17 protein-coding genes are annotated in these 20,733 nt (G+C 61.8%); 8 read left to right on the forward strand and 9 right to left on the reverse strand.

What is annotated here, in order from left to right:
* The first annotated feature begins 23 nt into the window (after window positions 1–23).
* Window positions 24–539: a GNAT family N-acetyltransferase gene (locus GV819_RS06700; protein ID WP_161754745.1), complete on the forward strand. Its 516-nt coding sequence runs from the start codon at window positions 24–26 to the stop codon at window positions 537–539.
* A 190-nt stretch (window positions 540–729) separates the two neighbouring features.
* Entirely contained in the window at window positions 730–1,428 is a 699-nt protein-coding gene (locus tag GV819_RS06705; protein ID WP_161754747.1) for an HPP family protein, read from the forward strand.
* Between the two features lie 76 nt (window positions 1,429–1,504).
* Here GV819_RS06705 and GV819_RS06710 read toward each other — a convergent pair whose 3' ends face one another.
* The gene (locus GV819_RS06710) at window positions 1,505–2,368 is read right to left on the reverse strand and encodes a LysR family transcriptional regulator (protein ID WP_161754749.1); all 864 of its coding nucleotides are present in this window, start codon (window positions 2,366–2,368) and stop codon (window positions 1,505–1,507) included.
* A gap of 382 nt (window positions 2,369–2,750) precedes the next feature.
* On the opposite strand from GV819_RS06710, the gene GV819_RS06715 reads away from it, so the two are divergent.
* From GV819_RS06715 to GV819_RS06735, 5 genes are all read left to right on the forward strand, one after another.
* Window positions 2,751–3,164 (forward strand): GtrA family protein, encoded by a 414-nt coding sequence (locus GV819_RS06715; protein WP_161754751.1) that lies wholly within the window; start codon window positions 2,751–2,753, stop codon window positions 3,162–3,164.
* Window positions 3,151–4,143, forward strand: a complete 993-nt coding sequence (locus tag GV819_RS06720; RefSeq protein WP_161754753.1) for a glycosyltransferase family 2 protein — start codon at window positions 3,151–3,153, stop codon at window positions 4,141–4,143. Before GV819_RS06715 ends, GV819_RS06720 begins: the two co-directional genes overlap by 14 nt.
* The gene (locus GV819_RS06725; protein ID WP_161754754.1) at window positions 4,140–5,549 is read left to right on the forward strand and encodes an ArnT family glycosyltransferase; all 1,410 of its coding nucleotides are present in this window, start codon (window positions 4,140–4,142) and stop codon (window positions 5,547–5,549) included. Before GV819_RS06720 ends, GV819_RS06725 begins: the two co-directional genes overlap by 4 nt.
* A gap of 166 nt (window positions 5,550–5,715) precedes the next feature.
* Window positions 5,716–6,822: an enoyl-CoA hydratase/isomerase family protein gene (locus GV819_RS06730; RefSeq protein WP_161754755.1), complete on the forward strand. Its 1,107-nt coding sequence runs from the start codon at window positions 5,716–5,718 to the stop codon at window positions 6,820–6,822.
* 4 nt (window positions 6,823–6,826) lie between these two features.
* Entirely contained in the window at window positions 6,827–7,978 is a 1,152-nt protein-coding gene (locus tag GV819_RS06735; protein ID WP_161754756.1) for an acyl-CoA dehydrogenase family protein, read from the forward strand.
* Between the two features lie 132 nt (window positions 7,979–8,110).
* Here the strand turns inward: GV819_RS06735 and GV819_RS06740 are convergent, their stop codons facing one another.
* The 8 genes from GV819_RS06740 to GV819_RS06775 all read right to left on the reverse strand — a co-directional run bounded on the left by GV819_RS06740 (window position 8,111) and on the right by GV819_RS06775 (window position 19,055).
* Window positions 8,111–9,694: a type VI lipase adapter Tla3 domain-containing protein gene (locus tag GV819_RS06740; RefSeq protein ID WP_306108852.1), complete on the reverse strand. Its 1,584-nt coding sequence runs from the start codon at window positions 9,692–9,694 to the stop codon at window positions 8,111–8,113.
* Complete coding sequence (locus tag GV819_RS06745) at window positions 9,694–11,865, reverse strand: T6SS effector phospholipase Tle3 domain-containing protein (protein WP_161754758.1); 2,172 nt, start codon at window positions 11,863–11,865, stop codon at window positions 9,694–9,696. Before GV819_RS06745 ends, GV819_RS06740 begins: the two co-directional genes overlap by 1 nt.
* Before the next feature lie 334 nt (window positions 11,866–12,199).
* The gene (locus GV819_RS06750; protein WP_161754760.1) at window positions 12,200–12,973 is read right to left on the reverse strand and encodes an enoyl-CoA hydratase; all 774 of its coding nucleotides are present in this window, start codon (window positions 12,971–12,973) and stop codon (window positions 12,200–12,202) included.
* Between the two features lie 21 nt (window positions 12,974–12,994).
* Entirely contained in the window at window positions 12,995–14,122 is a 1,128-nt protein-coding gene (locus GV819_RS06755; RefSeq protein ID WP_161754762.1) for an acyl-CoA dehydrogenase, read from the reverse strand.
* Between the two features lie 12 nt (window positions 14,123–14,134).
* Window positions 14,135–15,325 carry an acetyl-CoA C-acyltransferase gene (locus GV819_RS06760; protein WP_161754764.1) on the reverse strand — a complete coding sequence of 397 codons (1,191 nt, stop codon included), beginning with the start codon at window positions 15,323–15,325 and terminating at the stop codon, window positions 14,135–14,137.
* Between the two features lie 12 nt (window positions 15,326–15,337).
* Entirely contained in the window at window positions 15,338–16,099 is a 762-nt protein-coding gene (locus tag GV819_RS06765) for an SDR family NAD(P)-dependent oxidoreductase (RefSeq protein ID WP_161754766.1), read from the reverse strand.
* Between the two features lie 14 nt (window positions 16,100–16,113).
* The gene (locus GV819_RS06770; protein WP_161754768.1) at window positions 16,114–17,778 is read right to left on the reverse strand and encodes an AMP-binding protein; all 1,665 of its coding nucleotides are present in this window, start codon (window positions 17,776–17,778) and stop codon (window positions 16,114–16,116) included.
* A gap of 254 nt (window positions 17,779–18,032) precedes the next feature.
* The gene (locus tag GV819_RS06775; protein ID WP_161754770.1) at window positions 18,033–19,055 is read right to left on the reverse strand and encodes an AraC family transcriptional regulator; all 1,023 of its coding nucleotides are present in this window, start codon (window positions 19,053–19,055) and stop codon (window positions 18,033–18,035) included.
* 351 nt (window positions 19,056–19,406) lie between these two features.
* Here GV819_RS06775 and GV819_RS06780 point away from each other — a divergent pair, with 351 nt between their 5' ends.
* Window positions 19,407–20,717 carry an ABC transporter substrate-binding protein gene (locus GV819_RS06780; RefSeq protein ID WP_161754772.1) on the forward strand — a complete coding sequence of 437 codons (1,311 nt, stop codon included), beginning with the start codon at window positions 19,407–19,409 and terminating at the stop codon, window positions 20,715–20,717.
* Window positions 20,718–20,733 lie beyond the last annotated feature (16 nt).

A 20,733-nucleotide genomic window follows, 5' to 3' on the forward strand; every position in this document is an offset into this window, starting at 1 on the left:
GCAGGCTCCTTACACTCGCGCCCATGACTATTGTGATTCGCCGGGCGCGAGTGCCCGATGCAGCCTTTCTTCCCGCCATTGAAACCTCAGCCGCCGAGCTGTTCCGCGAGGATCCGCAACTGGCCTGGCTGGCAGAGGCGGAAGTGGCGGATGTCGCCAGCCATCAACAGAACATCCAGCGCCACCCGGTCTGGGTCGCGGTGACGGTGGACGGTGTGCACTGCGGTTTTCTCAACGCCGAAACCTGTGACCGCGAGTTGCATGTATGGGAGGTTTCCGTCGCCCGTGGCTACCAGGGCCAGGGCATTGGTAAACGGCTGCTGCAGGCGGCGCGCGAATATGCCCAGCAGCAGCGGCTGGATGCCCTGACCCTGAGCACCTTCCGCCAACTGCCGTGGAACCAGCCTTTCTATCAACGCCTGGGCTTTGTCACCCTGGAGGCCGAGCAATTGGCGCCGCGCTTGCGCCAGGTCCTGGCCGATGAAGCCCGGCATGGACTGCCCGTAGAACGCCGGTGTGTCATGCGCCTGACTTTGTAGGGTTCTGCCTGCCCAGGTAAAGTGCAAAAATATTGCACTTAAACAGCATTATTATGAATTTGTAAGCCAACGGATTCCTCGGCAGACTGTGCCGGTTCCTCCCCCAAATGCTGGAACGTTCAAGGGCTTTCTGGTGCTCCAGACAAGCCCTTCTTTTTGCCTGCTGTGCTGGAAATGGATCATTTTGCCAATGTTTGCCCGCTGGAAGCCCGCCGCCATCAATACCCGCCCCCTGGAATGGAGCCGCGCCGCCATCGGCATGGCCCTGGGCACCCTGTTCAGCGTCTGGCTCTGCGCCCAAGTCTTTGGCATGCCAGTGGCACTGCACCTGATCGGCCCACTTGGCGCTTCGGCGGTGCTGTTGTTCGCGGTGTCTTCCGGTGCCCTTGCGCAACCCTGGTCGATCCTCGGCGGCTACCTGTGCGCTGGCGTGGTGGCCCTGTTGGTGGCCCATGTCCTGGGGCGTACCCTGGGCAGCGCCTGCCTGGCAGCCGGAATGGCCCTGGTGCTGATGTGCTGGTTGCGTTGCCTGCACCCACCGGCCGGAGCCCTGGCCCTGACTCTGGTGCTGGCGGACCCGGCCAGCATGGCCCTGGAATGGCGGGAACTGGGGCCGGTGATGCTGGCGGCGGCCAGCCTGTTATTCAGTGCCCTGGCCTACAACAACCTGACGAGGATTCGCTACCCCAAGGGGTCGAGCGATGTCCCCGTGGTCCTGGCATCCGCCAGCGACAACCTGGCGATTACCGCCGAGGACCTGAAATTGGCCCTGGCGGAGATGGAAGAGTTTTTCGACGTCACCCCCGAAGACCTCGAACAACTGATCCACGCCAGCGAAGCCCACGCCCGGCGGCGCAGCATTGGCCAGGTCCTGTCGTCACGCCCCTGAAACTACCGCCCTCAGCATATTCCTCATGGACGCCGGCCTGCCCGCGCAAGCGCGCCTCAGAGCGGCCGGGCTCGGGTCATACCAGCGGTGACCAGCGCTGGGACCAGTCGTGGTCATGCTCGATCACCTCACGCAAGACCTCGAAGGCCTGCTGCAACGCGGCCGAGTCCCGTTCGCGGGCGTACAGCAGGTAGGTGGGAAAGCTGAACTCCGGTGCCTTTTCCACCCGCTCCAGCACACCGCTGTCCAGATAGCTCTGGACCACCCGGGTACGGAAATAGCCACTGCCGCCGGCATCCAGAATGAACTGCAAAGCCAGCGGCCCCAGGTTGAAACCGACCGCGGCCTTGGCCTGCTCCGGCAAGGCGGCATCGTGCTGACGACGGAAGTCCTCGCCCCAGTCGATATACACATAGGGATCGGGGCGCCCTGCCAGGCGTACCTGAATCAGCTTTTCTTCGAGCAATTGCTCCACCTGCAATCCCGCTGAATACAACGGCTGGAACACCAGCGCCGCGTCCAGTACCCCCAGCTCCAGTTGCCGCTGCAAGCTGGTACCTTCGGCAATCTGGGTGCGCACCGCGTGGTTGGGCAGCGCCTGGCGCAGACGCCGTACCCAGTTGAGCATCAGAGGGTTGCACAGGCTCAGTTCACCGCCGATGTGCAGCACGTTGCGATAACCCGCCAGCAGCGGCAGGTCGCGCTGGGCAGCTTCCCAAGTCTGCACCAGTTGATTGGCATAGACGATAAACGCCTCGCCGTCGGCGGTCGGCCTGGCGCCGGCGCGGTTGCGCACCAGCAGCTTGCAGTTGAGCTGGCCTTCCAGATTCTGCACCCGGGCGCTGATGGCCGTCTGGGTCAGGTGCAGGCGCTCGGCAGCGGCGATCAGGCTGCCGCTGCGGACGATTTCCAGGAAGGTCCGGGCCAGATCAATGTCCATGGTGCCTCGTCGTTGCAAAGTCGAGCGCCATTGTAGCCGCGACGCCCAAAAGACGCGCCCTTGTTCCCGCAGCAACCGATGTTCCTGCACCGGTTTGAAGTCTTGATGCCCTCACCGACCAGTAAATAACAAAACAACTAAATGACGAACCAATAACATTGCTGTTATTTAAATACGGCAAGTTATTATTACCAGCCTGACATCTTGCAAGTGCCTTCACGGCCGACAACAAATAACATTTTTGCAACTATAAGTCTTGAAACATTTTACCGTAAAAACAAGTAGCCTTTTTACTAGGCAGGCGTCGATTAATGACCGCTTATGGCAGCATAATCGCCATTCCGATCACCACAGCCTTCTCTGTTAAATACAGGAGCATTTGATGTTGCGTTTCCTGGAGAGCATTCAACGACAACACTCCATTCAACTTCCGCGCTACTTGATCGTTGGTGGCTTGGCCACGGCGAGTCATTACTGCATGTTCCTGTTGCTGATCAACTTTGTGGCGCCACTGCCCGCCAGTCTGGCGGGCGCAGTAGCCGGCACGCTGATCAGCTATCAGGGCAACAAGCGTTGGACCTTTGCCCAGGGTGCGCAGGCTCCGTGGCATGGCCAGATACTGCGATTCTGCCTTACGGCCTTCGCTTACAACCTGGGAAACGCGCTGATGATGTTGCTGTTACTGGATCGCTGGCCCCAGTCGCCATTGCTGGTACAGATGTTCAGCACGGCAAGCCTGACACTTGTCAGCTACTGGATTAATCGAACCTGGACATTCAAGCATGAAACGTTCTGATGATGTGAATGCTCTGGGAACACGCCTCTTGAGCGTGGTGATCTGCTGTTATAACGAAGCTCATGTATTGCCGGAGTTTCATGCCCGATTGATGTCAGCCATGAGAAAGTTACAGATTCGCCATGAAGTCCTGTATGTAAACGATGGCAGCAACGACGGCAGCCTGACTATCTTCGACGAACTCTGCCAGACACCACAGGTGCGTTGCCTTAATCTCTCTCGCAACTTTGGCAAGGAGTCGGCCATGGCCGCGGGCATTGACCATGCCGGTGGCGAGGCCATCCTGTTTATCGATGCCGATCTGCAAGATCCTCCGGAGTTGATTCCATTGATGGTCGAGCATTGGCTGGCCGGTTGCGACATCGTCAACATGCAACGCAGCGATCGGCGCGGCGATACCGCCGGCAAGCGCATCAGCGCCAGGTTGTACTACCGCCTGCTAGGGCTACTGGTCGACCGATATGCGGTCCCGCAGGACGTCAGTGATTTCCGTCTGATTGGCGCTGCGCCATTGCAGGCTCTGCGGGCCATGCCCGAACGTGCGCGCTTCATGAAGGGCATGGTCAACTGGCTGGGGTTCAAGACCATCGAGTTGCCTTATGACCGCGTAGCCCGTGGCGCCGGTCAATCCAAGTGGGGGCCGCTGGCCCTGGTCGACCTGGCGATCGAAGGCATCGTGGCCTTTTCACGCAAACCCCTGCGCTGGTTCAGCTTGCTCAGTGCGTCGATCTTTGTCCTGACCCTGCTCTACATTGCCCAGCAGATCGGTACCGGCAGCCTGGATATTCATGATTTCATCCTCGGCGTCGGCGCCATGCTGGCCTTGGGCGTGGCCCTGGTTGGCGAATACATCGGTGCCACATTGAGCGAGGTCAAGCGCCGCCCGGTGTACCTGCTCAGCAGCACCTTCGGCGGGTTTTCCAAGCGTCTGGCAGCGCCAGCGACCCGGCAGCTTGGCAAAGAAGAGCAAAACGGATGAGCCGACTTTCCATTCGTACGTTGTGGTGGCTGCTACTGGCGATCCTCGGCTTGCGCCTGATCAGCCTCGGGTTGTACCCGCTGATGGATACCTCTGAGGCCCGTTATGGAGAAATGGCCCGCAAGATGCTCGAACTCGATGATTGGGTCACCCCGATGTTCGATTACGCCGTGCCGTTTTGGGGCAAGCCGCCGCTGGCCTTCTGGAGTCAGGCGCTGAGCATGCAACTGCTGGGTGTCAACGAGTTCGCGGTGCGTTTTCCCGCCTGGTTGTTTCACCTGGGCAGTTGCCTGCTCATCCTGCGATTTGCTCGTGAGGAGCACGACCTGCGTACCGGCCTGTATGCAGCAATCATCTTTTCCAGCACCACCCTTGGTTTTCTCAGCGCCGGCGTGGTGCTGACCGATCCGGCCCTGGGCTTTGCCCTGCTCCTGGCAACCTATGGTTTTTGGCGTGGCACGGTGCGGGGTGATCGGTGTTGGGCGCTGGCCGGGTTTTTCGGCCTGGGCTTGGGCTTGCTGGCCAAAGGGCCATTGGTCCTGGTGTTGGTCGGGGCCCAGGCCGGGCTTTGGACGCTGTTCAATCGACAATGGCAAGCGCTCTGGCGCCTGCCGTGGGTGCCGGGCCTGGGCTTGATGCTGTTGGTGGCCGTGCCCTGGTACGTGCTGGCGGAGATACGCAGCCCTGGCTTCCTCGACTATTTCCTCGTGGGTGAGCACTGGAAGCGCTATGTGGTCAGCGACTGGGCTGGCGACCTGTATGGCAGCGCCCACGCACGACCCGCGGGCAGCATCTGGCTGGACCTGCTGCTGGCGCTGTTTCCCTGGAGCCTGTGGTTGCCGTTGTTATGGCTGCAGCGCCGGCAATACCTGGCCCAGCTTCGCTACTTCAGCTTCGTGGCCTTATGGGCATTGGTCACACCGGCGTTTTTTACCCTGTCGGGAAATATCCTCTGGACTTACGTCCTGCCGGCGTTGCCAGCGTGGAGCTTGTTGCTGGCGACGGCCTGGCCAACCCGGCAGCCCACCGCAGGCCGTTTTGGCCGGGCTGCGGCGCTGGGCAGCGCGCTATTGCTCCCCGTCGGCTTGTTGCTGGCAGTCATCGAGGGGTCGCTGTTCGCCCGGCCGAACAATCAGCAGGCGCTGGCGACCGCCTGGACAGTGCTCCAGGCAAGCGAACCCGGTCCGCTTTACTACTGGGGGCGACGCTCGTACTCAGGGGAGTTCTACAGCGCTGGCCAGGCTCGACAAATAGAGGATTTTTCCTTGCTGCCAAACACCCCCCGGTTCTATCTGGCACGCCGCGAAAAGGACCTGAAGCACGGGCTTGCCGAGTTGGCGTCATTGGCTTGCACCGAACAGTTGCGGGCCAGCCAGAGTGTGCTGTTCAAGTGTGTGAGGCGCTGAACGGCCGCCGACTTCCGGCAGGCCAGAGCGTGTTTTTTCCTTGATGTAAAAATGCACAGTCAACCTGCAGTTTTTACGGTTGTACTGGGCAAATTTGCACTGTTACGATCCGTCGATGCTCGCGCGCGAGCCTCATGTAAAAAACAATAAAAGCAGGGAGTTAGTGATGACTGCTCAGGTTTCATCCCAGGCGCCACGGGAACTCGACGCCACCCCGGACGAAGTGCTGGTCGAGGTGCGCAACCGCATCGGCCACCTGACCCTCAACCGCCCCGCCGGTCTCAATGCCATCACCCTGTCGATGGTGCGTACCTTGCAGCAACAATTGGATGCCTGGGCCCAGGACCCGGACGTGTATGCCGTGGTCTTGCGTGGCGCCGGTGAAAAGGCCTTCTGTGCCGGCGGCGACATTCGCTCGCTGTACGACAGCTACCAAAACAGCGGCACCCTGCACGAGGATTTCTTCGTCGAGGAATACGCCCTGGACCTAACCCTGCACCGCTACCGCAAGCCGATACTGGCCCTGATGGACGGTTTCGTCCTCGGCGGTGGCATGGGCCTGGTGCAAGGTGCCGATTTGCGCGTGGTCACCGAGCGCAGCCGCCTGGCAATGCCGGAAGTGGCCATCGGTTACTTCCCGGATGTCGGCGGCAGCTATTTCCTGTCGCGGATTCCCGGTGAACTGGGCACCTACCTCGGCGTCAGCGGCGTGCAGATCCGCGCCGCCGACGCCCTGTATTGCGGCCTGGCCGACTGGTACCTGGAGAGCGACAAGCTGAGCCTGCTGGAGCAGCGCCTGGATCGCCTGCAGTGGGGCAACTCGCCGCTCAAGGACCTGCAAGGCCTGTTGGCCAAACTGGCCGTGCAAACCCTGGCCAATGCCCCTCTCGAAGCCCTGCGTCCGGCCATTGATCACTTCTTCGCCCTGCCCGACTTGCCCAGCATCGTCGAGCAATTGCACAGCGTGACGGTGGCCGACAGCCACGCGTGGGCCCTGGCTACCGCCGACCTGTTGCAGAGCCGCTCTCCCCTGGCCATGGCTGTGACCCTGGAGATGCTGCGCCAGGGTCGCCAGTTGAGCCTGGAACAGTGCTTCGCCCTGGAACTGCACCTGGACCGCCAGTGGTTCGAGCGCGGCGACCTGATGGAAGGCGTGCGCGCCCTGATCATCGACAAAGACAAGACCCCGCACTGGAACCCGCCGACCCTGGAGGCCCTTGAAGCCGAACGGGTAGCGAGCTTCTTCAGCGGTTTTGACGGCAGCGGGAGCTGAACTCATGCACGACATCGAATTGACCGAAGAACAAGTAATGATCCGCGACATGGCCCGGGATTTTGCCCGAGGCGAGATCGCGCCCCATGCCCAGGCCTGGGAAAAAGCCGGCTGGATCGACGACGCCCTGGTGCGCAAGATGGGCGAACTGGGCCTGCTGGGCATGGTGGTGCCCGAGGAATGGGGGGGCAGCTATCTCGACTACGTGGCGTACGCCCTGGCCGTGGAAGAAATCTCCGCTGGCGACGGCGCCACCGGGGCCTTGATGAGCATCCACAACTCGGTGGGTTGTGGGCCAATCCTCAACTACGGCAGCCAGGAGCAGAAACAGGCATGGTTGCCACGCCTGGCCAGTGGCGCGGCCATCGGCTGCTTCGCCCTGACCGAACCCCAGGCCGGTTCCGAAGCCCACAACCTGCGTACCCGCGCCGAACTGCGCGACGGCCAGTGGGTGATCAACGGTGCCAAGCAGTTCGTCAGCAATGGCAAGCGTGCGCAGCTGGCCATCGTCTTCGCCGTGACCGATCCGGAGCTGGGCAAGAAAGGCCTGTCGGCGTTCCTGGTGCCCACCGATACCCCGGGTTTTGTGGTCGATCGTAGCGAACACAAAATGGGCATCCGCGCTTCCGACACCTGCGCCGTGACCCTCAACCAGTGCACGATTCCCCAAGCCAACCTGCTGGGAGAACGGGGCAAAGGCCTGGCGATTGCCCTGTCCAACCTCGAAGGCGGCCGCATTGGCATCGCCGCCCAGGCCCTGGGCATTGCCCGCGCCGCCTTTGAAGCGGCCCTGGCCTACGCCCGGGAGCGGGTGCAGTTCGACAAACCGATCATCGAGCACCAGAGCATCGCCAACCTGCTGGCGGACATGCACACCCGGCTCAATGCCGCGCGCTTGCTGATCCTGCACGCCGCGCGTCTGCGCAGCGCCGGCCAGCCGTGCCTGTCGGAGGCATCCCAAGCCAAGCTGTTCGCTTCGGAAATGGCCGAAAAGGTCTGCTCCTCGGCGATACAGATTCATGGCGGTTATGGGTACCTGGAGGATTATCCGGTGGAGCGTTACTACCGTGATGCGCGGATTACCCAGATCTATGAAGGCTCGAGCGAAATCCAGCGCATGCTGATTGCCCGGGAGTTGAAGCACTACCAACTGTGAGCGCCGCAGCTTGAGATGAAAAATCGCAGCCTTGGCTGCGATTTTTTATTTTCGCCACAGAGACCCTCTTCTCAGGGAAGCGTCCTCTGCCTTTGATCTGTATCCATCAAAGCTACGGTTGAATACCAGCCGCTAGAGATCATCCATCCAGTTATCTTTAGGCCTCAACTCAGCCAGGAACTCTTCCAGCGTGTAATCCTCTTCCACCACCGGCATGCGCGATGCCGCCGCTGGGGCTGGTTTTACAGGGGTGTTGTCTTCACTGCTGGCGGTCTGCGGCATCAGCGTCACGCCAAAATGGTGACTGCCAACAGGCTTTTGACCGGGTGTGGGTGAGGTGACAGCGATGATCGTTGCCTGGTCCTGGCGACGCATGGGCATCACCACGCTGGTGTCGGCATTCAGGTAACTGGCCATGGTCGCCAAGGCAATGCCCACGAAAGGAGACGCTGCGCCGGTGTCCCCCAGGCGCTGGGTGAGGTCGTAGCTTTCTCGCGAGTCGAGCAGGTCCAAGGCGCTATGGGCAACGCTGAGGGCCGGTATCAGTTCGGCCAGTGGCGTCCTGTTCAAGCCAGCGTCGTAGAACAAACGAGAGGGTTTTGGGGTGAGTTCGTCGGTGGCCTTTTTCCAGCCTGTGGCCAGTTGTGCGCTCAAGGCATCGGGCTTTAGGCGCTCGCCATTATCCGGGCGTTGCAGTGAAATCGTGACGGGGCGATGGATCTTGGCCAGTACCGGCAGTGCATCCCATTGCTCAAAGGCCCGCTTGGTCCAGGGTTGGGGAATGAACTCCGAGGGTTGGAATTCCACAGCGGGTTTACGCCAGCCCCAACCGGTGAACTCGGGGTCGATGGGGTTTTTGTTTGTCTTGGCGAACTGAGCGTAGTAGCGCAGCCACTCGACCCGCTCGGGACGTCCGATGACCAGAGCAACCATTGAGTCGGTGAGTTCACCTTGCTTACGTGGCCCAGGCCCACCAATCAGTGGAGCCTTTTTGGCTGACAGCGCATATGACATGCTGAAACCTTCATTGGCGTAAACCAATACCGCCGGAAGATCTGGATTGCGCTCAAATATCTGGAACAGGAACTCCATCACACCCTCGGGAGTATCGTTACAGACGATACCGTCCTGAAAATTACGAATTCGATGCCAATGCAGCCCCGCAGGTGTTCGCATGTCATTGACCATGACAGACAGGCTTTCTTGAGTCCTTTCAGGAGTGAAACGCAGATTCGGTACTTTAGGATTCCAGCCACGAACCACAGTGATGGTGGGGATTGGCCACTTCTCCATAAAGTCCCTTAGTCCCAACTCCAGTGCGTCCGTTTCCCGCTTGTCATAGGCCATATCCTTATCATCGGAAGTCTGGGGATACTTCGTGGGGTCCATAGGCAAGATGCTGCCAACGTGCAGGGCTTCGAACTGCGTAGCGTTTTGTTGTTGCAGAGCCTGCCAGGCCTGGCCTTGCCTAAATATATCCAGACTTACACCAATGCTGAGGACATCCAAGGTTTCCAAGCGAGGTGAAGTAACGGGGGCACGATAACGAGTATCAGCAGACATAGAGGCTGCCTCCTTGGCAGGGACATAGGCAGAAACGGGTGTGGCGGGGCTGGAAAAACAACGAGTCACTGCAAGCGGGAGTTCGGCCGCCTGGCCCACATGACTGCTCATGAGCAGGCAGGTAATGGATAAGCACGAGAATATGCAGCGCATCAGACTTCTCCTCCAGAACGGACGGGGTTTCCGCGTTGATACTCACTCCAGGTCTGAGAGGCCACCAAGCTGGGCATTTTGGTCTTGCCGACAATGTCCGGCAATTCGCCACTCGTGCGATACGCCACTGTGGAGTCGATCAGGTCTCGACTCTTGCTCTCCTCTTGACGATAGAGTTTCTCCACATCCTCATCGGGAAGGTCTAGCTCTGTATCAAACTGAGAGTTCGCACTAGCTCGAGTTCTTTTCCAATCCAACCGCCAATCCGCCACCCGACACAAATACGCATAGAACGTCAGATCATCCACGCTCTCCCCCGCCCCAATCGCCACGTCATACGCCAGCACCCGCCGGCTGTGCTGCGGATTGTTCGGGATGCCCGAGTGAAACGACTGCGCTTCTCGAAACTCGTCTCCTTGCAGGCGCAAGCCGGCTTCGTACGGCGTTTCTCCCCGGGTAATCAGTACCTGGCCATTGCCCAGAGCCCGTGAGGTAAACACATGGGCGCGCTGGGACATCTCGTAGAGATCATCACGGGCCTTTTTCACACTAACGGGATCACGGCCGTGCTTGAACGCTACGGCCTCCTCCAGGGTCTCTTGGCGTGCATATTTCGGATCCTTGGGATTCCAGGCTTTCTTGATCAGCAGCGACTTGTCATTGCTCAGGCCAATCAGCGCATCGATGGGGTCCAGATTATCCATGATCTGGTACAGACCACTGTCCGACTCCACCCCCGGAGCGGTTACAACGCCATCCGTGGCGAAGTCGGCCTCTGTCGGCACGGGCAATAACGGCGCGGTCAACAGTACTCGCATACCCGGTTTGAGAGTGCCCCTTCCACTGCGGTCCATTAGCCCTAAACCGCTGTCTTCCCAGGTTGCTTCGCCCTCAAGGATCAACGGGTAGACGTAAGGAGGCAGATGTTTGCCGATCGCTTCCTTTTCGCCATTACGCTTGCGCAAGGTAAAGATCCGCTGATGAAACTGTATCGGCAGCAGCGTCCGCACCGCCTGGCCGTCAACGCTATCGTCGACGCCGCGCCAGCCGATCCCCTGCACGTTGGAAAGGCCCACGACCTGATCCTGAGGGGTGAAGTAGAGGTAGATACTGCCGCGGTTGTCGCGCTCGTTGAACGAGATCTTTTCACCATCGATGGTGGTTTGCGACGCAGGCCCGCCGCTCCAGCCCGACCCGCCAATGGCGCCATAACCCTGGCAGTTTTTCAGGGCGACGCTCGACAGCGCCGGAACCGAATTAGGGCTGTGGGCAATGAATTGCAGGATGCCATTGAGGGTCGCGATCCGTGCCCCGGTGGTTTGTTGCCCAAGCCAGTTCTGCAGCTTGTCGTTGAATGGCTGGTACAGGCTGTAGGGCGAGTTGAGCATGATCACGCCGTCGGCCGGGCGTACCGTTTCATCCTTGAGAAAGGCATGCGCCAGCAGGTTGAGCAGTGTGCCCTGGCTATGCCCGACGACGTTGATGGTGTCATTCGGGTAGCGTTTGCGGATGATCTTGATCAACATCGCCAGGCGCATGGCGGCCAGCACCATGTAACGGCGCCCCGCAGCTGAAAACAGCGGATGACTGCGCTGGCCCCCAATCATATTGAGGGGAATGATGCCAAACGGAAAACCGTTGAAGCCTTCGCCCCACATGTCCGGCAGATTGGTGGTGGCGTTGGCGAACTGGCCGCCTTCCTTGGTCCCGCTCTTGTCCAGGCGGTTTCTATTGCGGTCCATCCACTCGCCGTGAGGGGCATCCTTGATGATCTTCCCCTCTTCCTCGCGAAACCCCCAATAGAACGGGATCACTACGCTTCGCGTGTCCGCGCCATTGGCCGCGGCACTGAACTTGCGCCGGTAATACACCGCATCCGGGTTGCTGGCCTTGCCACCATCCTCCTCGGGCAGGCTGTAGCTGGCCGAGCGCAGGAACCCCGGGTTGCTCATGCCGTTGGGCAGCACTGACGGCATGTCCAGGCGCTCATTCAGCCCCGCACACAAGCCGCGCTCGATGCGCTCGTAGCAACCGGCCAAGTCGTTGACCCCATGCACGACGATGGTCACGCAGGGCTTGGGCGGAGTCGCGATCAGGTGCACATCACCACCGCCCGGCATGGTGATCGCCTGGCCGGTGCAAATGGTCCTCATCCGAACGGCGTCATTCATTGTGCATTCGCTCCTTGGTGACCTGAAAGACAACCTTTCACGTCGTCCAGCCGGGTCACGTCCAATCCATTCAGGGACGAGGCTTGCGTAGCAGGGCTGAATGGTTTGGCCTGACGACACGGGTGCCAGGCCTGACCTTCTACTGATGCTGGGCAAAAAAAACCGGCGTCAGACCATAACAAAAGCACCAGGGAATAAATCTAGGAACTGTCTCAAAAGCGTTCTGAGCGCAGCGCGGCCCACTGTCACAGGTACTTCCAAGGCAAAAAAATCGCAGCCTTGGCTGCGATTCCTGTACCTCTGGAACTGGCTTGCTGAGCGCGTGCCCTGGACGTTACTGGTCCTTGAACTGCGGGTCGCGCTTGGCGATGAAGGCCGCCATGCCCTCTTTCTGGTCCAGGGTGGCGAATGCCGCATGGAACACCCGGCGCTCGAAGCGCACGCCTTCGGACAGGCTGACTTCGAAGGCGCGGTTCACGCTTTCCTTGATCATCATGCTCACCGGCACCGATTTGCCGGCAATCAGCGCGGCCACTTTCAGGGCTTCTTCCAACAACTCATCGGCGGGCACGATGCGCGCGACAATCCCGCAACGCTCGGCTTCCACGGCATCGATAAAGCGCCCGGTCAGGCACATTTCCATGGCCTTGGCCTTGCCCACGGCGCGGGTCAGGCGCTGGGTGCCGCCCATGCCCGGGAGCACCCCGAGGTTGATTTCCGGCTGGCCGAACTTGGCGTTGTCACCGGCCAGGATGAAGTCGCACATCAGCGCCAGCTCACAGCCGCCGCCCAGGGCGAAGCCGTTGACCGCGGCGATGATCGGCTTACGGCGGTTGGCCACTCGGTCGCTGTCGCTGAACAGGTCGTCGAGGTAGATCTGCGGGTAGGTGAGTTCGGCCATTTCCTTGATGTCGGCACCGGCGGCGAAGGCCTTCTTCGAACCGGTGATAACGATGCAGCCGATTTGCGGGTCGGCTTCCAGGCGATCCAGGGCCTGGTTCACCTCACTGACGATCTGCGCATTGAGGGCGTTCAGTGCCTGGGGACGATTGAGGGTGATCAGGCCGACCCGGCCCTTGATGTCCAACAGAATGGTTTCGTAGCTCATGAATCAGCTCCTGCTAAAAAGTCAGAGGTTGCGCGAAATGACCATGCGCTGAATGTCGCTGGTGCCTTCGTAGATCTGGCACACCCGCACATCACGGTAGATCCGCTCCAGCGGGAAGTCGCTCAAGTAGCCATAGCCGCCCAGGGTTTGCAACGCCGCAGAACAGACCTTCTCGGCCATTTCCGAAGCGAACAGCTTGGCCATCGAGGCCTCCACCAGCGCCGGCTTGCCGCTGTCGCGCAGGGCCGCGGCGTAGTGCACCATCTGCCGTGCCACGGCGATCTGGGTGGCCATGTCTGCCAGGCGGAAGGCGACCGCCTGGTGTTCGATGATCGGCTTGCCGAAGCTTTCCCGCTCACGGGCGTAATCGCGTGCGGCCTCGAACGCCGCCCGGGCCATGCCCACCGATTGTGCAGCGATGCCCACGCGCCCGCCCTCAAGGTTGGCCAGGGCGATCTTGTAGCCTTCGCCCTCCTCGCCCAGGCGGTTGGCCACTGGCACCTTGACGTCCTCGAAGAGGATCTGGCAGGTGTCGGAAGCATGCTGGCCGAGCTTGTCCTCGACCCGCGCGACCTTATAGCCAGGGGCATCGGTGGGCACGATAAAGGCGCTGATGCCACGCTTGCCGGCTGCCGGATCGGTGACCGCGAAGACGATCACCACCCCGGCGTTCTGCCCCGAGGTGATGAACTGCTTGCAGCCATTGAGCACGTAGTGGTCGCCATCACGGCGGGCCCGGGTTTTCAGGCTGCTGGCATCGGAACCGGCCTGGGGTTCGGTCAGGGCGAAGGCACCCAGCATCGCGCCGCTGGCCAGAGGCCTGAGGAACTGCTCCTTTTGCGCATCGTTGCCGAACTTGAGGATCGGCACGCAGCCCACTGAGTTGTGCACGCTCATGATGGTCGAGCAGGCGCCGTCGCCGGCGGCAACTTCCTCCAGGGCCATGGCGTAGGCCAGGTAGCCGGTGTCGCAGCCACCCCACTGCTCGGGCACCAGCATGCCGAAGAAGCCCAGCTCGGCCATTTCGCCGATGGCCTCCCGGGGAAACCGGTGCTCACGGTCCCAGTCGGCGGCAAAGGGCTTCAGCCGTTCCTGGGCGAATTGCCGGGCCGCGTCACTGATCTGCAGTTGTTCGTCATTGGGCAACATCGCTAGTCCTCGTTACAGGCATTCAACGGCCATGGCCGTGGCTTCGCCGCCGCCGATGCAGATGGCAGCAACACCGCGCTTCAGGCCTTTCTGGCGCAGGGCCGACAGCAGGGTCACCAGGATCCGCGCACCGGAAGCACCGATCGGGTGGCCCAGGGCGCAGGCGCCGCCGTGGACGTTGACCTTGGCATGGGGAATTTCCAGCTTGGCCATGGTCACCAGGCTGACCACCGCAAAGGCTTCGTTGATTTCGAACAGGTCGACTTCGTTCAGCGACCAGCCGGTCTTCTTCATCAGCCGCTCGATAGCGCCCACCGGCGCCACCGGGAACAGCCCCGGGGTGTCGGCGAATGCCGCATGCCCGTGAATCACGGCCAGCGGCTTGAGGCCACGCTGCTCGGCTTCGGAGCGGCGCATCAGGACCAGGGCCGCAGCACCGTCGGAGATCGAGCTGGAGTTGGCCGCGGTCACGGTACCGCCGTCGCGGAACGCCGGCTTCAAGGCGGCAATCTTGTCCAGCTTGGCCTTGGGCGGTTGTTCGTCGTCGCTGATCAGCTTCGATTCTTTGCCGATCATCACTTGCAACGGCACGATCTCGTCCTTGAACAGGCCATCCTTGATCGCCTGCTGGGCACGGGTCAGGGAGGTCACGGCAAAGGCGTCCTGGGCTTCGCGGGTAAAGCCGTGGGTCTCGGCGCAGTCCTCGGCAAAGGTGCCCATCAGGCGGCCCTTGTCGTAGGCATCTTCCAGGCCGTCGAGGAACATGTGGTCAAGCACCCGGCCGTGGCCCATGCGGTAGCCGCTGCGGGCACGGTCCAGCAGGTACGGGGCGTTGGACATGCTTTCCATGCCACCGGCGATCACCACCTCGGCACTGCCGGCCAGCAGCATGTCGTGGGCCAGAATGGTCGCCTCCATGCCGGAGCCGCACATTTTGTTCAGGGTGGTGCAGCGGGTGCCCTTGTCCAGGCCCGCGCCCAGGGCTGCCTGGCGCGCCGGGGCCTGGCCGAGGCCGGCGGCGAGCACGCAGCCGAACAGCACTTCCTGTACCGCATCGGCCGCGATGCCGGCACGCTGCACTGCGGCGCGGATCGCCTCAGCCCCCAGCTGCGGGGCGCTGAGGCCTTTCAATTCACCCTGGAAACCGCCCATGGGGGTACGAACGGCGCTGACGATGACAATCGGATCTTGAGCAATGGACATGATGAATCCTCCTTATTTGGCGGCCATGCGCAAGGCACCGTCGAGACGGATCACCTCGCCGTTGAGCATGCTGTTTTCAATGATATGCCGCACCAACGCGGCGTACTCGACGGGCTTGCCCAGGCGTGGCGGAAACGGCACGCCGGCAGCCAGGGAAGCGCGTACTTCGTCGCTCATGCCGGCCATCATCGGGGTTTCAAAAATCCCCGGGGCGATGGTCATCACGCGGATGCCGAAGCGTGCCAGTTCACGGGCGACCGGCAGGGTCAGGCTGGCGATGGCGCCCTTGGACGCGGCATAGGCGGCCTGGCCGATCTGCCCGTCGAAGGCGGCGATCGATGCTGTGTTGATGATCACTCCGCGCTCGCCGTCGGCGTCGGCCGGGCTCTCGGCGATGGCTGCCGCGGCCAGGCGCAGCAGGTTGAAACTGCCGATCAGGTTGACGTTGATCACCTGGCTGAAGCTGGCCAGGGCATGCGGGCCGTTCTTGCCCAGGACCTTCTCGCCACGCACGATGCCGGCACAGTTGACCAGGCCGTTGAGCCCGCCAAAGGCCTTGACCGTGGCCTGCACCGCCGCTTCGGCCGCAGCCTCCTGGCTGATGTCGGCGACCACGCTCTGGCAACCCAACTGCTGGGCCTTGGCCGCTACCGCCTCGGCATTGAGGTCCACCAGCATCACCTTGGCGCCGGCCGCCACAAGCATTTCGGCACTGGCTGCGCCGAGCCCTGAAGCACCGCCGCTAACGAGAAAAACCTTGTTTTCGATCTGCATCATTTCAGTCCTGTTTACGCTGAAGCGGTGGACGCCGCGGCCTCTTGAGCCTTGGCGATTTCCTGGTTGCGCAAGATAAAGCGCTGCAATTTACCGCTGGGGGTTTTCGGCAAGTCGCTGACAAATTCGATTTCACGGGGGTAGGAATGGGCCGCCAGGCGCTTGCGCACGTGCTGGCGCAGCTCCTCGGCCAGTTCCGCGGTGGCCCGGTACTGCTCGCTGAGCACCACGAAGGCTTTCACCAATTCAGTGCGCTCCGGGTCAGGCTTGCCGACCACTGCGGCTTCCACCACGGCCGGGTGCTCAATCAGTGCGCTTTCCACGTCGAACGGACCGACCCGGTAGCCGGAGGTGGTGATCACATCGTCACTGCGGCCAACGAAGCTGATGCTGCCGTCCTGGTTCAGCTCGACGGTGTCGCCGCTGAGGTAGTAGTCACCGACAAAGGCCTTGGTCGGCACCCCGGCGTAACCGGCGAACCAGCACATCGGCGACTGGCTGCGGTCGATGGCGAGAATCCCCGGCTGGCCGACGCCGAGCTCCTGGTACTGCTCGTCCAGGACCACGATGCGGTGCCCCGGCGAGGCGAAACCGGCGGCGCCGACATGCACCGGATGCTCCAGGCCGTGGTGGTTGCACAACACCATGCCCAGCTCGGTCTGGCCGTAGTGGTCGTGAATCACCACGTCCAGTTGCTCGGCGAACCAGCGGATGACTTCAGGATTGAGCGGCTCGCCGGCGCTGCTGACGATGCGCAGGCGGCCCTTGATCGAGCGGGCGAACTGCTCGCCACCGGCGATCAGCAGGCGGTAGGCCGTGGGCGAACCGGTGAGGTTGGTAATGCCGTACTTGTTGATCACCCGGCAGGTGCTTTCCAGGGTGAAGGGGCCGTCGTAGAAGGTGATCGGGTGGCCCAGGCCCAAGGGCCCGGTAACGCCGAAGTAGATGCCGTAGGCCCAGCCCGGGTCAGCGACGTTCCAGAACGCATCCTCGGGGCGCAGGTCCACCGCGTCACGGGTGTAGCTCTGGAACGCAACGATAGCCTTGAGCGGTACTTCCAGGGCCTTCGACGGGCCGGTGGTGCCGGAGGTGAACATCAGCAGGAACGGGTCTTCGCCGGTGAGCAGCAGCGGCTCGCACTGGGCCGGGTATTGCTCCAGTTCAGCCCAGAAGCTGAAATCACCGCGCACGATGCCCTGGCCCTTGGCTCCGCCGACGGTGACAATGGTCGGGCATTCAGCGACTTCCGCCAGCTTGGGCCGGTTCCCTGCATCGCTGACCACCAGCTTGGCCTTGGAACTGTTGAGGCGGTGCTCGATGGCCTTGGGGCCGAAAGCGGTGAACAGCGGCTGGTACACCGCGCCGATGCGCCAGGTGGCCAACACCGTGATCAGCAACTCGACATTGCGCGGCAGCAGCCCGGCGACCTTGTCGCCCTTGCCTACCCCCTGGGCCAGGAAGAAGTTGGCCAGGCGTGCGGCCTTGTCCTGCAGTTCGGTGAAGGTGTAGCTGGCGCTGCTGCCGTCCCGGCCCTCCCAGAACAGTGCGATACGACCGGGCAATGCATGCCGGTCACAGCATTCGACACAAGCGTTGAGCGCCGACAGCGAACCCGCCAAGGCGGCATCGACGGTGTGCTGATAGTTGAAATCTTCGGTGGCAGACAGGTAGTTGCGCATTGCCAGAATCCCTCACTGTTCTTATTAGGATGGGAACCTCATGAAAATCAGGCAAATACTGGCGCTAGAGCCCGCGCGGGACAATGGTCAAAGCTATCAAGTTGCGTGACCGGTTTGGCCAAGAGCCTGCTGTGCCCACCGGCATCGCAGCCCAGGGTGGCCCGGGCGTGTTCGTTGTAGGAGCTGGCTTGCCAGCGAAGGCGCCAGCCAGGGCGGCACAAGGCTTCAGGGCCTCTTCGCCGGCAAGCCGGCTCCTACAGGGGGTTGGGGTCGTTGAGGATCAGGCTGCGGTAGTGCCCGGGGTTGGAGCCGGACCATTTGCGAAAGGCCTTGTAGAACGAGCTGGTGTCGGCAAAACCCAGGCGCCCGGCAATCTCGGCAAAGCTGATCTGCGGCTCTGCCAGCCAGACAATCGCCAGCTCCTTGCGCACGCTGTCCTTGAGCGCCTGGTAGTTCTGGCCCTCTTCCGCCAGACGTCGGCGCAGGGTCGAGGCGGACATGCACAGGCTCTGGGCCAGGCTTTCGCTCTCCGGCCACTGTTCCCCGGGCAGTTGCCGCAGTTGATGCTTGATCCGGCTGGCCAGGCTCTCGGGATCGCGGTACTTGACCAGGATATTGGCCGGGGCATGGGCCAGGAAACGCTTGAGTTCTTCTTCGCTGCGCTTGATCGGCAGGTCCAGGCAGTCGGCGGCGATGATCATCCGCGTGCGCGGGCGATCAAAGCGCAGGTTGTCGGAAAACATCACCCGGTAGTCGTCGCAGAAATCCGGCTCGGGGCAGCGCAGCTCGATGGCCAGGATCGGGATGCGCCGCCCGGCCAGCCAGCAGGCCACCCCGTGGACGATCATCCAGTAGGTGAAATAGGTGAACGCCCGGCGCGGTTCGTGCGGTTCTTCCAGCAGGACGATCTGCGCCAGGCTTTGCTGGTGCACCAGTTGCGCCGGCAGGCGTTCGAACATCAGCGACAGGAACCCCAGCACCGAGTCCAGGCCTGTGGCCAGGGTCGGCTGGGCGATGGCCGAACGACAGAGAAAGGCCAGGCTGCCGGATTTCAGCTGGCGCGGGTCCATGCCGAAAAACTCATCGTCCAGACGCCGCGCCAACAGGCGCCAGAGCCGCGCATAAGCGCCGGCCGGGACCCGGGCCGTGCCCTGCTGCAAACCGGCTGGATCGATGCCGACCTTGTTCAGCACTTCATCGGTGGCCGCGCCCGGCGCACAGCTTTGCAGCAGGGCCTCGCGCACCAGCTGCATGGAGATGGTGTCTTTTTCCGACATCGTGGCCAACGGCTTCCCGGGTGAAAGGATCAGGACGGCCATCTTAGGCAGTGGCCGGGAAAAAGCCAGTGGGCTTTGGGCTAAGTGACGGCCCGTCCTGGGCTTGAAAACCAATACGGATCCGCCCCTGCCGCACCGCCTTTGATGCCAGCCAAGCCCCGAAAACCGCCAGCCAAGCTCACTCACCCCGACTGCCTCAGTGCAAAAAAGTACCAATTGAAGTGTCAGGGATGATTTGTCAGCGCCGCGTTAGAGGGCTGTAATCAGCCCACATTCTTCCTCCCTGGCGGAAGACATAACAACAATAATCGTCCTTCTGTCGTCATCACTGGCGCAGAAGAGGAGTGACCGATGAAACCTTGCACCAAAGTTCTGCTCCTCAGCACCTGCATAACCCTCAGCAGCGTCACCTTCGGCGCCCAGACCCTGACCATCGGCACCGTCAACAACAGCGACATGATCCGCATGCAGCGCCTGTCCAAGACCTTCGAAACCGAGCACCCGGACATCAAACTGAACTGGGTGGTTCTGGAAGAGAACGTCCTGCGCCAGCGCCTGACCACCGACATCGCCACTCAGGGCGGACAGTTCGACGTGCTGACCATTGGCATGTACGAAGCCGCACTCTGGGGCGCCAAGGGCTGGTTGCAGCCGATGCAGGACCTGCCCGCCGCCTATGACCTCAACGATGTTTTCCCTTCGGTGCGCGAAGGCCTGTCGGTCAAGGGCAGCCTGTACGCCCTGCCGTTCTACGCCGAAAGCTCGATGACCTACTACCGCGCCGACTTGTTCAAGGCCGCCGGGCTGAGCATGCCCGAGCGGCCAACCTGGGAGCAGATCGGCGAGTTCGCCGCCAAGCTCAACAAACCCGAGCAGGAACAATACGGCCTGTGCCTGCGGGGCAAGGCTGGCTGGGGCGAGAACATGGCGCTGATCACCACCCTGGCCAACAGCTATGGTGCGCGCTGGTTCGACGACAAGTGGCAGCCTGAATTCACCGGCGCGGCATGGAAGAATGCCTTGAGCTTCTACGTCGACACCATGAAGAAGTCCGGTCCGCCCGGGGCTTCCAGCAATGGTTTCAATGAGAACCTGGCGCTGTTCAACAGCGGCAAGTGCGCAATCTGGGTCGACGCCAGCGTTGCCGGTTCCTTCGTCACCGACCAGAGCCAGAGCAAGGTCGCCGAACATGTGGGTTTCACCTACGCGCCGCATCAAGTCACCGATAAGGGCAGCGCCTGGCTGTACTCCTGGTCCCTGGCAATTCCCGCCAGTTCCAAGGCCAAGGAAGCGGCGAAGACCTTCACCACCTGGGCCACCTCCAAGGAATATGCGGCCTTGGTGGCCGAACAGGACGGTATCGCCAATATGCCGCCGGGCACCCGGGCCTCCACCTACAGCGAGGCCTACATGAGCGCCGCGCCGTTCGCCAAAGTCACCCTGGAATCGCTGAAAGCTGCGGATCCGAGCAAGCCGACGCTGAAACCGGTGCCCTACATCGGCATCCAGTTGGTGACCATTCCCGAGTTCCAGGCCATCGGCACCCAGGTCGGCAAGCTGTTCTCCGCCGCGCTGATCGGCCAGACCACTGTGGATCAGGCACTGGCTGCGGCGCAGCAGACCACCGAGCGGGAGATGCAACGCGCCGGCTACCCCAAGTGACCCGGCGCTTCCTGTA

Origin of the sequence: Pseudomonas sp. Fl5BN2, from assembly GCF_009908205.1 — a bacterium.
GTDB lineage: Bacteria > Pseudomonadota > Gammaproteobacteria > Pseudomonadales > Pseudomonadaceae > Aquipseudomonas.